The organism is Mycobacterium avium subsp. avium, from assembly GCF_009741445.1.
Classification (GTDB): Bacteria; Actinomycetota; Actinomycetes; order Mycobacteriales; family Mycobacteriaceae; genus Mycobacterium; species Mycobacterium avium.
Map to the genome: position 1 here is coordinate 2,919,884 of NZ_CP046507.1, position 14,351 is coordinate 2,934,234.

Consider the following 14,351-nt stretch of genomic DNA (forward strand, 5'->3'; position numbering starts at 1 on the left):
AGCGAGTATCGAAGATCACCCGGGCGGTCCTCCGCCGACCCCGGGAGCTCGTCAGCCGAGCCTGGCCGCGGTGCGCTCCCACAGCTCGGCGGCCAATCGCGGATCGTCCGCCAGGCGAGTGGTTTTGCCGATCTTGCGCTTGGCGTAGTACGCGCCGGACGTCCACTCCGAAACGGACGGGCTCGACGCCAGCCGCACCAAGGGGTCGGCGCCCTGGTCCGGGCTCGAGATGAACAGCGCCGCCGGGGTGTACCGCTGCATGAACACCAGAAATCGCGAACCCGAGGCGATGCCGATGTTGGAGTTGACGTTGCCGGGATGCACGGCCGCAACGGAAAGGCCGCGCGCGTGGTAGCGCCGGTGTAATTCCTTGGTGAACAACACGATTGCCAGCTTCGAGTACGCGTAAGCGACGGCGGGCCTGCGGTTGGCGGTGTTCTCCAGGTCGTCGACGGTGGCACGGAGGATCAGCTTGTGCGAGGAGCTGGTCGTGTTGACGACCGTGGCCCGGGACTCCAGCAGCACATCCAGCAACTGGGTGGTCAACAGGAACGGCGCCAGGTAGTTGACCTGATAGGTGCGTTCGTAGCCGTCGGCCGTCAGCTCGATCCTGCTGGCCACCCCGCCCGCGTTGTTGAGCAACACGTCGATGCGCGGGTATTGCGCACGCATCTTGTCCGCCAGCGCCCGCACCTGGGACAGGTCGGCGTAATCGACGACGAAGTGATCGGCGCCCAATTCGGCGGCCACCGCGGCGGTCTTGGTTTGGGAGCGGCCGACCACGACGATCCGGTCGCCGGCGCGGCTGAGGCGACGAGCCGCGGCCGCGCCGATGCCGTCGCTGGCGCCCGTGATGACAATCGTCCTGCGCGTCATTGCCAGACCTCCACCGGGAGTGTAGCGATCACGCAGCGGTGGCGGCCTGACCCCGACTCACGCCAGCGAATACCGCACCGGCAGGTGCTTGAGACCGCCGACGAAGGTGGTGGCCACCAGCTCCGGATCACCGGTCAGCTCAATGGATTTCAGCCGGGGCAGCAGCTCGGTGAAGAAACTGTTGACCTCCATGCGGGCCAGCGCCGCACCCATGCAGAAGTGCACGCCGTAGCCGAAGGCCAGATGCTTGTTGGGGTCGCGCCCGACGTCGAAGCGGAACGGCTCGTCGAACACGTCCTCGTCGCGGTTCGCCGAGACGTAGGACAGCAGCACGGATTCGCCCGCGGCGATGGGCACTCCACGCACCACGGTGTCTTTGGCGGCGGTGCGCATGAACTCCTTGACCGGGGTGACCCAGCGGATCATCTCCTCGGTGGCCAGCGGCATCAGGTCGAGGTTGTCGCGCAGCCGCTGCAGCTGGTCGGGGTTCTCGATGAGTGCCTGCAGGCCACCGGAGATGGTGGCGCTGGTGGTGTCGTGGCCGGCGGTGGCGACGATCAGGTAGTAGGAGACGGTGTCGATGTCCGAGAGCGGTTCGCCGTCAACCCGGGCGTTGGCGATCGCCGACGCGAGATCCTCGGTCGGATGCTCGCGGCGCGCGGCGGTGACACCGTTGAAGTAGCCGAACATGTCCAGCAGCGCCGGCAGCTGATCCTCGTTGGAGCTGCCGCGCTTGAATTCCGAGTCGTCGCTGCCGAACAGCTCCTGGGTCAGTTTGAGCATCCGGGGGAAGTCGGCCTCCGGCAGGCCCAGCAGCGACATGATCACGTAGAGGGGGTAATTGACCGCGACCTCCTGGACGAAGTCGCATTCCGGTCCGGCCGCCAGCATCTTGTCGACGTAGATCTTGGCCAGCTCGTCGACGCGAACCTTCAACGCCCGCATCGCCTTTGGCCGGAACCAGTCCGAGCCGATGGCGCGCACCACCCGGTGCTGGGGGTCGTCCATGTGGATCAGGGTGCGCACCCCCGCGGCGGCCTGCATCTCGTCGCCCTCGGCGGTCGTCAGCACCGGGCGCGGCCAGTTGGTGAACAGCATGTTCTCCCGCTCGATGTCCATGACGTCGGCGTGTTTGGTGATCGCCCAGAACGGCTTGTAGTTCGGCACCTCCACCCAGGACACCGGGGCGTTGGCGCGCAGGTGGGTCAGTGCCGCATGCAGTCGCTGCTCGTCGGTGTAGGCCATCGGATCGGCCAGCAACTTGGCGGCCTCGTCCATCGTGGTTGTGCTCACTGGTGCAACTCCTCGATCCGGGATGCTCGGTGCCGCCGACCTCGAGACGGCCGGGGTCAGGCATGCGGGTAACTTTACAGTAAGCAATCCAGTATGTGACCCTGCAGATCTGCGGCCCGCCCCCGACTGGTCGCGCGACGAATCCTCTATGAGGTAGGACATAGGCATGCCGAAAGCCCAGGACTGGGAAGAAACGCTCGCCGATCTCCAGCGGCGCCGTCAGCACGCGTTCGACATGGGCGGCCCGGAGCGGCTGGACAAGCACCGCAACAAGGGCAAACTCGACGCCCGCGCCCGCATCGAATACCTGCTCGACCCGGGCACGTTCCGTGAACTCGGCACCCTGGTCGGTGGCGAGATCGCCGCCGATGGCCTGGTGGTCGGCTCCGGCGAGATCAACGGCACGCCGGTGATGCTGGGCGCCGAGGATTTCACCACCCTGGCGGGCAGCATCGGGCCCGGCGGCAACTCGAAGCGCTACCGCATCGCCGAACTGGCGTTGCGGGACAAGATTCCGTTGGTCATGCTGCTCGAGGGCGCGGGCTTTCGCCCCACCGGCGGGCATTACGGCCGCACCCCGACCGACCTGCTGGCCCAGGCGCAGTGCTCTGGTCGCGTCCCGACCGTCGCCGCCGTGCTCGGCCCGTCGGCCGGACACGGCGCGCTGGTGGCCCCGGTCTGCGACTTCCGGATCATGAGCAGGCAGGGGGCGATCTTCACCGCCGGGCCTCCCGTCGTCAAAGAGTCCACCGGAGAAGACATTTCGAAAGAGGACCTGGGCGGGCCGGATGTCGCGCTGCCCAGCGGCGTGATCCACAACGTCGCCGAAAACGACGAAGCGGTGCTCGACGACGTCCGCCGCTACCTGTCCTACTTCCCGCCCAGCGCCTGGTCGTACCCGCCGTCGCTGCCCGCCGGCGACGCCGCCATGCCGCGGCCGACGCCGGAGCTGCTCGACATCGTCTCCCGGGACAACCGCCGCGTCTACGACATGCGCGCCGTGCTCGACGTGGTGTTCGACAGCCCCGACTGGTTCGAGGTGCAACCCCAGTTCGGCAAGGCGATCATCTGCGCGCTCGCCCACCTCGGCGGCCACCCCGTCGCGGTGGTGGCCAACCAGCCTCAGGTGCTGGCCGGCTCCATCGACGCCGACGCCGCCGACAAGGCGGCACACTTCATCATGGTGGCCGACTCGTTCCACCTGCCGATCGTCTTCCTCGCCGATAACCCGGGCATGCTGCCCGGCAGCCGGTCCGAACGCAGCGGTGTGCTGCGCGCCGGCGCGCGGATGTTCGCCGCCCAGACCGCGGCGACCACGTTGAAGCTGCACGTCACGCTGCGCAAGGCGTACGGGTTCGGGTCGATGGTCATGTCGCTGTTGGGATTCGACCATCAGGTCGCGACGTTCGCCTACCCGGGTGCAACCATGGGCGCGATGAGCGCGGCGGCGCTGAGCCGCGCCTCGCACGCCGGTGAGGACCTCTCCACCAAGCTGCGCAACGCCGAGCTGCAGGCCTCCTACCGGTCGGCCGAGCACATGGGGTTCGACGAACTCATCGACCCGCGTGAGACGCGGGACGCGTTGCTGGCGTCGTTGCGGCGCGGCCTGTCCAGCCGGCAGGCCGCCGCCGAACCGGTGAGCCGGACCGTCATCATGCCCTGAACCGGTACGCCGCGAGAGTGCAACTACCGACGGCACCTCTCGGGAAACGCGTCGCTAGTTGCACTTTCGCGGTCAGCCGGCTCGGTAGGCGGCGACGATCGGCTCGAGCTCGTCGGGTGTGGCGCCGTGCAGGATGACCGCGTCGGCGCCGTAGTCGAATTCCTGGCGGATGCGGGCCACACACTGCTGCGCAGACCCGGTGGCCGAGGGTTCCAGCCATTCGTCGGGGATCAGCGTCGCGATGTGCTCGATCTGCTCCGGGGTGGCCTTGTGGTCGATCCCGCCGGCGATCGACGTCACCACCGGGTCGTCGCGGAACCGTTGCAGCACAGCGGAATCCCAGTCGTTGGTGCGCACCAGCAGGTCTCCGTAGCCCTGCAGGTAGGTGGCCAGCCGGGCGACCGTCTTCTTCAGCCGCAGCTGTTCGGGCAGATGGTCGCCGACGGTGGCGAAGCACGACCACACCCGCACGCTGTCGGGGTCGCGGCCCGCCTTCTCCGCGGCCGACTTGACGGTCTTGACGCTGCGCTGCAAGGTCTCCGGGGTGAAGTAGGTGTGCAGTATGACGTCGTCGAATACCCGCCCGCCGAGCGCGAGCGTGTTGGGCCCGAACGCCACCAGGGCCAGCCGGATGTCCTCGTTGAAGTCCGGATCGAGAAACAGGATGGGGTACTTACCCATCGGTCCGTCGTGGTTGAAGATCAGCTCGCCGTGCCACAGGCGGCGCATCACCCCGGCCCAGTCCTCCATCTGCGCGGTCGTCACCGCCGGTATGCCGAACGCCCCATAGATCGCGGCGATCCCCCGTCCCACGCCGAGGGTGAACCGGCCGCCGGACAGTCGATGCATCGTGGTCGCCCACGACCCGGTGATCAGCGGATGACGGGTGTTGTGATTGGTTGCGGCGGTGGCGATCTGCATCCGGTGGGTGACCGCGCACGCCGCCCCGACCAGAGACGACGCCTCTTTGACGTTCCACCGCTCGGAGATGAAGGCGGTGCCGAAGCCGAGTTCCTCGCCGCGGCGGGCCTCGTCCATCAGGGTCGCGGGGCCCTCACCTCCTGCCCCGGCCAGCAGATAGAAGCCCAACTCGTCAAGCACCCGGTCGCTCAATTCCAAACCCCTTGCTGGTAGCCGCAGTTCCAAACCTCGGTGATCTTGCCATCGACGACCCGGAAAACCTCGATGCCGGCGATGTTGGTTTCCGCGCCGTCCTTGGTCCTGATCGTCGAGTCGTAGACGATCGCCACGTGCTCGCCGTCGTCGCCCTCGACGACGACGTTGAGGTCGAAGTGCAGCGAGTCGGCCATCTCCCACATGTCCACCACCCGCTGTACCGCCTCGGCGTGTGTCAGCGTGTGCGCCGCGCCGACCTCATGCCGGATAACCGTGTCGCCCAACAACTCCCGGGCCAGTTCGATGTTGCGTTCGTTCCACACCACCAGGTTGTACAGCTCGACCACGGTGCGAGCGGTCCAGGTGGGCCGCATCAGGCAAGCACCGCGTCGCGCAGGAACCGGTCGGTGATGCGCTGTACCCGCCGGGAGAAGATGTGCCCGACGTGGCTGCCGTCGTACCAGTACAACTGGCCGGCCCAGCGGTCCTGTAAGGCGTTCGCGGGCTCGCGCATCGCCATCCGGTCGTGCCAGGCCCCCACGATGAGCCGGCGCTCCGGCGGCGGCGCCGGGGTCACCGCCAGCGGGTCGATCACCGAGGTGAGCCGGGTGACCACCGGGGATTGCAGCAGTTCGCGGAATCCGTCCCGGGCCGGCCCCCAGCGCTGCAGGTGCCGGGCGATCATCGCGTTGAGTCCCAGGATGGGCGTGTACAGCGCGACGGCGTCGACCTGCCTCTCCAGGTGGGAGACCAGTGCGGCCACCGGGCTGCCCATCGAAATGCCCGCCACCACAAGGGTGCTGGCCTGCGACCGGGCCCAGCGCACCACGGCGCGCACCTCCGACACCGCGCGCATCATGCCCGCGACGTTGCCCAGCGGATCCATGTCGGGGTAGACCGGCCACTGCCGGCGCCGGCACCCGTGTCCGGGCTGTACCGGCATCGCGATGTTGAACCCCAGCTCGCGATGTATTCGGCCGATGCCGGACAGCAGCAGGTCTTCGGTGCCGCCCTGGCCGGCGCCGTGCACCCAGACCAGCCAGGGTCTGGGCCCGTCACGGTGCCGGCGCAGGTGCACCACCGCCCGGGCCGGGCCGCCCAAGCCGTCGGCCACCAGCGTCGCCGGCAGCGCGGGGTCGTGCTCGAAGGCCATCCGTTCGTAGTCGAGACCGGCGATGCTGCGCCGCCGAATCGAGGTCGGCCGCAACGGGTTCGGCGCGGCGTGCGCGCCGTCGATGCCCAGCGCGGCGAGTTCCTCGGCGGCAGCGGCGCAGGCGTCGACCGGGCGCAGCGCCGCCGGGCTGCCACCCAGCAGCGAAAAGGCGCTCAGCACAAGCTCGTCCAGCATGACCTCACCGAACTGGCGTGCACCGCGGGGCGACAGCGGAGCCCAACCGGTCGACTCCTGCAGGCCCGCCACCGTCCGCGGCACCAGCATGGCCAGTTCCCGGGCGGCGTCTCTGGCCAGGCTGAGCCCGCTCAATGCCTTCGCCATCCGCTCACCTTCAACTAAGCCAGCTTGAAACCGGTGTAGCCGCCGGCCGCGATTTCGTCGCACCTGCGCCGGTATTCGGGGATCCCGCCGGTATAGCCCATGTACATCCGCTTCTTGCCGGGCACGTTGCCACCGTTGTACCAGGAGTTGCACGACGGGTGGACCAGAACCGTGGGCGCGACGAGCGCGGTGGTGTGCTCGATCCACTCCTGCTGGGCGGTGCTCAGCGCCTCGATGGTGCGAATGTGGTTGGCGCGCAGGTATGCGATGCAGTCGCCGATCCATTCCACGTGCTGTTCGAGGGCGGCGACGAAGTTGGTGGCGGCACTGGGGCTGCCCGGGCCCTGGACGGTGAACAGGTTCGGAAAGCCGGCGACCGCCAGGCCCAGATACGACAGCGGCCCCTGGGTGGCCCAGAACTCGGCCAGCCCGATGCCGCCGCGGCCCCGGATGTCGATCCGGCTGAGCGCACCGGTCATGGCGTCGAAGCCGGTGGCGTAGACGATGACGTCGAGCTCGTGGAATCGGTCGTCGGTGCGAATGCCGGCCGGGGTGACCTCCCGGATCGGCGCCTTGCGCAGGTCGACGAGGGTGACGTTGTCGCGATTGAAGGTCTCGTAGTAGCCCTGGTCGATGATCGGCCGCTTGCAGGCGAAGGGATGCACCGGCACCAACGACGCCGCGGTCTCGGGGTCTTTGACGATCCGCGCGACCGCCTCGCCGTACAGTTCGGCGGCCATCCGGTTGGCTTCGATGTCGAAGAAGACGTCACCCCAGTTCAACGCCCCCAGGACGCCGTGCTCCTCGATGGCGCGCAGTTGTTCTTCGCGGGTGGCCGATTTCAGCGGCGGCCGCCCGAGCATTTCCAGCAGGACGGAAAAGGCGCTCAGCCGGGCCGCGCCGATCGGGTGGGCGCGTTGAGCGGCGCGGATTTCGCCGTAGCGCGCCTTCATCTCGTCCAGCTCGCCGGGTTGGAATCGGTGCACCCGCCAGGGCAGGGTGTATGCGGGTGAACGCTGAAACACCGAGAGGTGCAACGCTTCTCGGGCAACCACGGGGATGAGCTGGACACCGGTCGAGCCGGTGCCGATGACGCCGACGCGCTTGCCGGTCAGGTCGACGCCCGCGGCCGGCCAGCGGCTGGTGACCAGCGACGTCCCGGCGAAGGTGTCCATCCCGGGGATGTCGGGCTGCAGCGGCACGGACAGGATGCCGGAGGCGGCGACCACGAACGGAACGCGGAAGGTGTCGCCGGACCGGGTGCGCACCGACCACCTCGCGGCGTCTTCGTCGAAGGTCATCGCGACGACCTCGGCGCCGAATTGGATGTCGCGGCGCAGGTCGAGCCGGTCGGCGACGTAGTTGAGGTAGGCCAAGATCTCGGGCTGCGCCGGCATCGACTCCGTCCACACCCACTCCTGCTGGATCTCCTCGGAGAAGCTGTAGGAGTATTCGATGCTCTCGATGTCGCACCGTGCGCCCGGATAGCGGTTGAAAAGCCAGGTGCCACCGACGTTTTCGGCCATCTCCAGCACCCGGGCGGGGATGCCGAGTTGGCGCAGCCGGTGCAGCATGTACAGCCCGGAGAATCCCGCGCCGATGACGAGTACGTCGAACGGGGTGTCGGCTTCGGTCATCCTCACCGCCCTGGCTGGTCAGCCGCTGTCGTCATGTCACTCCTTGCCGCGCGACGGCCGGACTGCTGAAATCTATACTGTAATGGACTTAGTATCAACGTATCGGAGGCGCTGGCGTGAAAGTCCCCTTCACCTGGAAGGTCACCGGCTGGTTCATGGTCGGCTGGTCACCGGAGTTCCCCATCGGAGAGGTGCGCCCGTTGCACTATTTCGGCGAGGACCTGGTGGCCTACCGCGACGAGTCCGGCGAACTGCACATCTTGGAGGCGCACTGCAAACACCTGGGCGCCCATCTCGGGCACGGTGGCACGGTGGTCGGCGACTGCGTGCAGTGCCCCTTCCACGGCTGGCGCTGGGGGCCCGACGGCACCAACCGCTACATCCCCTACCAACCCGATCGGCCCAACCGCGGGTTGCGGCTGAAGGTGTACCCGGTGCGCGAGCAGTACGACTGCGTGTTCGTCTGGCACCAGCCGCACGGCAAGGAGCCGCAGTGGGAGATGCCGGACATCTTCGGTAAGTTCCCGCAATTCGAGACCGACCCGGCGGCCTACTACCGGGCCTACCCCGAGTTTTCCCGGCGCGCCGAGCGTGAGCCGGTGCATCCGCAGATCGTGGCCGAAAACGCGCCCGACAGCGCCCATTTCGAGTACGTGCACCACGCCACGGTGACGCCGCGGGTGCTGGACTGGAAGATCGTCGAGCAGGAATGGCAGTTCGTCGCCGGCTGGCCCGATGCCAACAGCGACGACCCCGAGGCCCTCGCGCTGCGCTTCCACAGCCACCTGTTCGGCCTGGGCGGGGCGATCAGCGTCTTCGAAGGTGCGCAGAACCATCGGCTGATCTTCACCTGCACACCGGTCGACGACGAGTGCTCGGACCTGTTCTATTCGATCTGGTGGCCCCGCGTCCCCGGCGACACCGCCGACGTGCCCGAGGGCAAGCTGCGCGAGGTCATCGAAAAGCAGTTCCTGTCCACCGTCTTCGACGATCTGCAGATCTGGCGCTACCAGAAATACGTCGAGCACCCGCCGCTGTCCAAGGTCGACGCCAAAGGCTATATGGCACTGCGCAAATGGGCCACCCAATTCTATGAGTTGCCGCCGGCCGGAACGTCGTCACCGGCATGACGGACCTGGCAGAGCTGGTGGCGCCGGCGCACACCGCCGTCATCACGCAAGAAGTCCAGGGCGCGGTCGTCGGTCCCGACGCCGGCCTGGGCGCGCTGGCCGCGGAAGCCCGCCGGGTCGCGCTGCCGAACATCGTGCGGCTGTTGCCGCCGGCCCGCGCCGCCGGTGTGCGAATCGTGCACTGCCTGGTGCAGCGGCGCCCGGACGGACTGGGCTCCAATCACAACGCCAAGATCTTCGCGCTGGGTCGCCGCTCCGGGCAAGGCCGGGTGGACATCTCCCCCGGCACCCCGGGTGCCACGCTGTTGCCCGAATTAGGCCCCGCGCCAAGCGATTTGGTGCTGAGCCGGTGGCATGGCGTGGGCCCGATGGGCGGTACCGACCTCGACGCGGTGTTGCGCAACCTGGGCGTGTCCACCCTGGTGGTGGTCGGCGTCTCGTTGAACATCGCGATTCCCAACGTCGTCATGGATGCGGTCAACGCCGCCTACCGCGTCGTCGTCCCGCGCGACGCCGTCGCCGGCGTCCCCGCCGAGTACGGCGAGGCGGTCATCGCGAACACGTTGTCGCTGCTGGCCACCATCACCACCACCGACGAGCTGCTGCGCGCCTGGAGCCGGCCATGACCGACACCGCACCCGGCACGCTGGACGGGTCTGCCGGCGGATTCCCCGAGATCAAGCCCGCCGAGTCGGCGCCGCCGGGTCTGGGCCGGCTGGTCGCCGCGCTGCGCCGGCTGCAGGACCTGACCGTCGCCACCAACCCGGCGGATCCGCTGTGGACCGTCGCCGCCCGGCACGTCGAGGACGCCTGCGCGGTGCTGGACGGCCACCAGGTTCCCGAAGGCGTGTCGCCGGCCGGGCGGGTCATCGAACGGCCCGGCCTCGGCCACCCGCTGCTGCCGCCGTGGACCGTCGTCGACTCCGGCGCGCACGGCGTCACCATGCAGGGGCATTTCACCCGATCGCACGTGGGCGGCAACAACGCCGTGCACGGCGGCATGATCCCGCTCTACTACGACTGGCTGTTCGGCATGGTGGTGTCTGGCGCGAACTGTCCACCCACGCGCACCGCCTTCCTACACGTGGATTACCGCAACGTCACCCCGATCGACGCGCCGCTGACGGCGCACGGCCGCATCACCGACGTCGACGGCCGCAAGATCTTCATCTCCGCTAGCATGACGGCGGCCGACGGCACGCTGCTCAGTGAGGCCACCGGCCTGATGGTCCGCCTGCTACCCCACCAGCCGTGAGAGGCAAAATGTCCGACACCACAACAGCATTCACGGTACCGGCGGTCGCGAAGGCCGTCGCGGCCGCGATTCCCGACCGCGAGCTGATCATCCAGGGCGACCGTCGCTACAGCTACCGGCAGGTGATCGAACGGTCGAACCGGCTCGCCGCGTATCTGCACTCCCAGGGTCTGGGATGCCACACCGAGCGCGAGGCGCTGGCCGGCCACGAGGTGGGCCAGGACCTGCTCGGCCTCTACGCGTACAACGGGAACGAATTCGTCGAAGCGCTGCTGGGCGCCCTCGCGGCGCGCGTCGCCCCGTTCAACGTCAACTTCCGCTACGTCAAAAGCGAACTGCACTACCTGCTCGCGGACTCCGAGGCGACCGCGCTGATCTACCACGCGGCGTTCGCGCCCCGGGTGGCCGAGATCCTGCCCGACCTGCCGCGGCTTCGGGTGCTCATCCAGATCGCCGACGAGTCGGGCAACGAATTACTCGACGGCGCAGTGGATTACGAGGACGCGCTGGCGTCGGTGTCCGCGGAGCCACCGCCGGTGCGGCACTGTCCGGACGACCTGTACGTGCTGTACACCGGCGGCACCACGGGAATGCCCAAGGGCGTGTTGTGGCGTCAGCACGACATCTTCATGACGTCCTTCGGGGGGCGCAACCTGATGACCGGCGAGCCCTCGTCGTCGATCGACGAGATCGTGCAGCGCGCCGCGTCGGGGCCGGGAACCAAGCTGATGATCCTGCCGCCGCTGATCCACGGCGCGGCCCAGTGGAGCGTGATGACGGCGATCACGACCGGCCAGACGGTCGTCTTCCCCACTGTCGTCGACCATTTGGACGCCGAGGACGTGGTGCGCACCATCGAGCGGGAAAAGGTCATGGTGGTGACGGTGGTGGGTGACGCGATGGCGCGCCCGTTGGTCGCGGCCATCGAGAAGGGGATCGCCGACGTGTCGTCGCTGGCCGTGGTGGCCAACGGCGGCGCGTTGCTGACCCCGTTCGTCAAGCAGCGCTTGATCGAGGTACTGCCGAACGCGGTGGTCGTCGACGGCGTCGGGTCGTCGGAGACCGGGGCGCAGATGCACCACATGTCGACGCCCGGGGCGGTGGCGACCGGCACCTTCAACGCCGGCCCGGACACCTTCGTGGCGGCCGAGGACCTGTCGGCGATCCTGCCGCCCGGGCACGAGGGGATGGGCTGGTTGGCCCAGCGCGGCTATGTCCCGCTCGGGTACAAGGGCGATGCCGCCAAGACCGCCAAGACCTTTCCGGTCATCGACGGGGTGCGCTACGCGGTGCCGGGCGACCGGGCACGCCACCACGCCGACGGCCATATCGAGCTGCTGGGCCGCGACTCCGTGTGCATCAATTCCGGCGGCGAGAAGATTTTCGTCGAGGAGGTCGAGACGGCCATCGCGTCGCATCCCGCGGTGGCCGACGTGGTGGTGGCCGGACGGCCGAGTGAACGGTGGGGCCAGGAAGTCGTCGCGGTGGTCGCGCTGTCCGACGGCGCCGCCGTCGACGCCGGAGAATTGATCGCCCACGCATCGAATTCGCTGGCGCGCTACAAGCTTCCCAAGGCGATCGTGTTCCGTCCGGTGATCGAGCGCAGCCCGTCGGGCAAGGCCGATTACCGGTGGGCGCGCGAGCAGGCGGTGGACGGATGAAACCCGCTGGGGCCGAGCGCTTTTAGGCTAGGAGCACACCGATGAAGTACCAAGGGCGGGTCGTGGTGGTCACAGGCGCCGGCTCGGGCATCGGCCGGGCGCTGACGCAGGCGCTCACCGCGGGCGGCGCGCATGTCGCGGCGTCCGACATCGACGACAACGGCCTGGCCGAAACCCAGGCGTCGTGCGGGCCCGGACAGGTCACGCCGTATCGCATCGACGTGGCGGACCGGGATGCGGTGCTGGGCTTCGCCGATGAGGTGCGCCGCAAGCACGGACCCGCCTCGATGGTGTTCAACAACGCCGGCGTCGACCTGTTCGCCAGCGTGGCCGACATGTCCTGGGAGGACTTCGACTGGCTGATGGGCATCAACGTCGGCGGTGTGGTCAACGGGACCAAAGCCTTTCTGCCGCAACTCATCGAAGCCGGCTCCGACCGGCGGCCGTCGCGGTTGGTCAACCTGTCCAGCGCCTTCGGTCTCATCGCGGTCCCCTACCAAGGGGCCTACAGCACGTCGAAGTTCGCGGTGCGCGGTTTCACGGAGGCCCTGCGCCAGGAGATGATCATCGAACGCCATCCGGTGACGGTGCACTGCGTGCACCCCGGAGTCGTGCGTACCAACTTCGGCGCCAACATGCGCACCTCGGACACCGAGGATCCCGACCTGGCCGCCCAGCTCTTCGACCGGGCGGCGCTCACCACCCCCGCCAGGGCCGCCCGGCTCATCCTGCGCGGCGCCGAGAAGAACCGGGCCCGGATCCTGATCGGGGCCGACGGACGGGCGATGGCGGCGCTGCCCCGGCTGCTCGGCGTGGCTTATGCGGGCCTGCTGGCGCGTGCCGCGCGGTTGACCGACTCCCGCGCGGCCCACTCCGGACGCTGACCACACCTGCGGCGCCGCAGCCGGTGGCGATCGGGGCATGGCCCCGCCATATTGTCTACTGTAATAATTACAGTATGATCTTACGAAGAAGTGTTCGATCGTGCTGAGATCAAGATGCTGGAGATCAGGTGACGACCAACGTTCCCACCGCCGCCGGAGGCGAGACCGTCAGCCTGCGTGACCCCTACCCGTTCTTCGCCCGCAAACGCCGCGAGGCCGGCGTGTTCGCCGGCACGGTGATGGACTACTCCAAGACGCCGGAGTCCCTGATGCCCAAGCAGGAATACTCCGCGGTGTCCTTCGACGCGGTCAACACCGTGTTCCGCGACGGCCGGGTGTTCAGTTCCAAGCCGTACGACAAGACCATCGGGCTGTTCATGGGGCCGACGATCCTGGCGATGGAGGGCAAGAAGCACCGGGACCACCGCAACCTGGTGTCTGCGGCGTTCAAGTCCAAGGCGCTGGCCCGGTGGGAGCCCACCATCGTGCGCCCGATCTGCAACGCGCTGATCGACGAGTTCATCGATGCCGGAACCGCCGACCTGGTAAGGCAATTCACCTTCGAGTTCCCCACCCGGGTGATCGCCCGGCTGCTCGGGCTGCCCGATGAAGACCTGCCGATGTTCCACACCCGCGCGGTGCAGTTGATCAGCTACCACGTCGACTACGAACGGGCCTTCGAGGCGTCGGCGGCGCTCAAGGACTACTTCCTCGAGCAGATCGAACAACGTAAGTCCCAGCCCACCGAGGACATTATCGGCGACCTGGTCACCGCGGAGATCGACGGCGAAAAGCTCAGCGACGAGGCCATCTACTCGTTCCTGCGGCTGCTGTTGCCGGCCGGGCTGGAAACCACCTACCGGTCGTCGGGAAACCTGCTGTATCTGCTGCTGACCCACCCGGACCAGTTCGCCGCGCTGCAGGCCGATCGCGAGCTGCTGGCGCCGGCGATCGAGGAGGGGTTGCGCTTCGAGACGCCGCTGACCACCGTGCAGCGGTTCACCACCGAAGACACCGAACTGCAAGGCGTGCGGATTCCGGCGCGTTCGGTGATCGGCGTGTGCATCGGTTCGGCGAACCGCGACGAGCGGCGCTGGGAGCGTTCCGAGGAATTCGACATCTTCCGTAAACACGTGCCGCACATCTCCTTCGCCGCCGGCGAGCACACCTGCCTGGGCCTGCATCTGGCGCGGCTGGAGACGCGCGTCGCGATGGAATGCCTGCTGAATCGGCTGACCAACGTCACCCTGCTCAGCGACGACGACCCGCACATCCACGGTCAGCCGTTTCGGTCTCCGACGGCACTTCCGGTTACCTTCGACGCCAAGTAGGGTCCCGGGA

13 protein-coding genes are annotated in these 14,351 nt (G+C 68.1%); 7 read left to right on the plus strand and 6 right to left on the minus strand.

Annotated features, from left to right (window positions below):
* Window positions 1–51 precede the first annotated feature (51 nt).
* Entirely contained in the window at window positions 52–876 is an 825-nt protein-coding gene (locus tag MAA44156_RS13465) for an SDR family NAD(P)-dependent oxidoreductase (protein ID WP_009975815.1), read from the minus strand.
* A 57-nt stretch (window positions 877–933) separates the two neighbouring features.
* The gene (locus MAA44156_RS13470) at window positions 934–2,154 is read right to left on the minus strand and encodes a cytochrome P450 (protein WP_020371241.1); all 1,221 of its coding nucleotides are present in this window, start codon (window positions 2,152–2,154) and stop codon (window positions 934–936) included.
* A gap of 181 nt (window positions 2,155–2,335) precedes the next feature.
* Between MAA44156_RS13470 and MAA44156_RS13475 the strand changes: the two genes are divergently transcribed.
* Entirely contained in the window at window positions 2,336–3,832 is a 1,497-nt protein-coding gene (locus tag MAA44156_RS13475; RefSeq protein ID WP_009975813.1) for an acyl-CoA carboxylase subunit beta, read from the plus strand.
* 72 nt (window positions 3,833–3,904) lie between these two features.
* Here the strand turns inward: MAA44156_RS13475 and MAA44156_RS13480 are convergent, their stop codons facing one another.
* The 4 genes from MAA44156_RS13480 to MAA44156_RS13495 are packed head-to-tail and all read right to left on the minus strand — an operon-like array spanning window position 3,905 to window position 8,080.
* Window positions 3,905–4,945: a TIGR03857 family LLM class F420-dependent oxidoreductase gene (locus MAA44156_RS13480; RefSeq protein WP_019732716.1), complete on the minus strand. Its 1,041-nt coding sequence runs from the start codon at window positions 4,943–4,945 to the stop codon at window positions 3,905–3,907.
* Window positions 4,942–5,322 carry a nuclear transport factor 2 family protein gene (locus tag MAA44156_RS13485; protein WP_003873147.1) on the minus strand — a complete coding sequence of 127 codons (381 nt, stop codon included), beginning with the start codon at window positions 5,320–5,322 and terminating at the stop codon, window positions 4,942–4,944. Before MAA44156_RS13485 ends, MAA44156_RS13480 begins: the two co-directional genes overlap by 4 nt.
* Window positions 5,322–6,443, minus strand: a complete 1,122-nt coding sequence (locus MAA44156_RS13490; RefSeq protein WP_009975810.1) for an alpha/beta hydrolase family protein — start codon at window positions 6,441–6,443, stop codon at window positions 5,322–5,324. Before MAA44156_RS13490 ends, MAA44156_RS13485 begins: the two co-directional genes overlap by 1 nt.
* Window positions 6,444–6,457: 14 nt before the next feature.
* Window positions 6,458–8,080: a flavin-containing monooxygenase gene (locus MAA44156_RS13495; protein WP_009975809.1), complete on the minus strand. Its 1,623-nt coding sequence runs from the start codon at window positions 8,078–8,080 to the stop codon at window positions 6,458–6,460.
* A 116-nt stretch (window positions 8,081–8,196) separates the two neighbouring features.
* Here MAA44156_RS13495 and MAA44156_RS13500 point away from each other — a divergent pair, with 116 nt between their 5' ends.
* The 6 genes from MAA44156_RS13500 (at window position 8,197) to MAA44156_RS13525 (ending at window position 14,341) form a co-directional block, all read left to right on the plus strand.
* Window positions 8,197–9,210: a Rieske 2Fe-2S domain-containing protein gene (locus tag MAA44156_RS13500; RefSeq protein WP_009975808.1), complete on the plus strand. Its 1,014-nt coding sequence runs from the start codon at window positions 8,197–8,199 to the stop codon at window positions 9,208–9,210.
* Window positions 9,207–9,836, plus strand: a complete 630-nt coding sequence (locus MAA44156_RS13505) for a cysteine hydrolase family protein (protein ID WP_009975807.1) — start codon at window positions 9,207–9,209, stop codon at window positions 9,834–9,836. Before MAA44156_RS13500 ends, MAA44156_RS13505 begins: the two co-directional genes overlap by 4 nt.
* Window positions 9,833–10,465, plus strand: coding sequence for a PaaI family thioesterase (locus MAA44156_RS13510; protein WP_009975806.1), 633 nt, complete (start codon window positions 9,833–9,835; stop codon window positions 10,463–10,465). Before MAA44156_RS13505 ends, MAA44156_RS13510 begins: the two co-directional genes overlap by 4 nt.
* Before the next feature lie 8 nt (window positions 10,466–10,473).
* The gene (locus tag MAA44156_RS13515; RefSeq protein WP_009975805.1) at window positions 10,474–12,126 is read left to right on the plus strand and encodes an acyl-CoA synthetase; all 1,653 of its coding nucleotides are present in this window, start codon (window positions 10,474–10,476) and stop codon (window positions 12,124–12,126) included.
* 41 nt (window positions 12,127–12,167) lie between these two features.
* The gene (locus tag MAA44156_RS13520) at window positions 12,168–13,010 is read left to right on the plus strand and encodes an SDR family NAD(P)-dependent oxidoreductase (protein ID WP_009975804.1); all 843 of its coding nucleotides are present in this window, start codon (window positions 12,168–12,170) and stop codon (window positions 13,008–13,010) included.
* A 128-nt stretch (window positions 13,011–13,138) separates the two neighbouring features.
* A complete protein-coding gene (locus MAA44156_RS13525) occupies window positions 13,139–14,341 on the plus strand; it encodes a cytochrome P450 (protein WP_009975803.1) in 1,203 nt (400 codons plus the stop codon).
* Window positions 14,342–14,351: the final 10 nt, after the last annotated feature.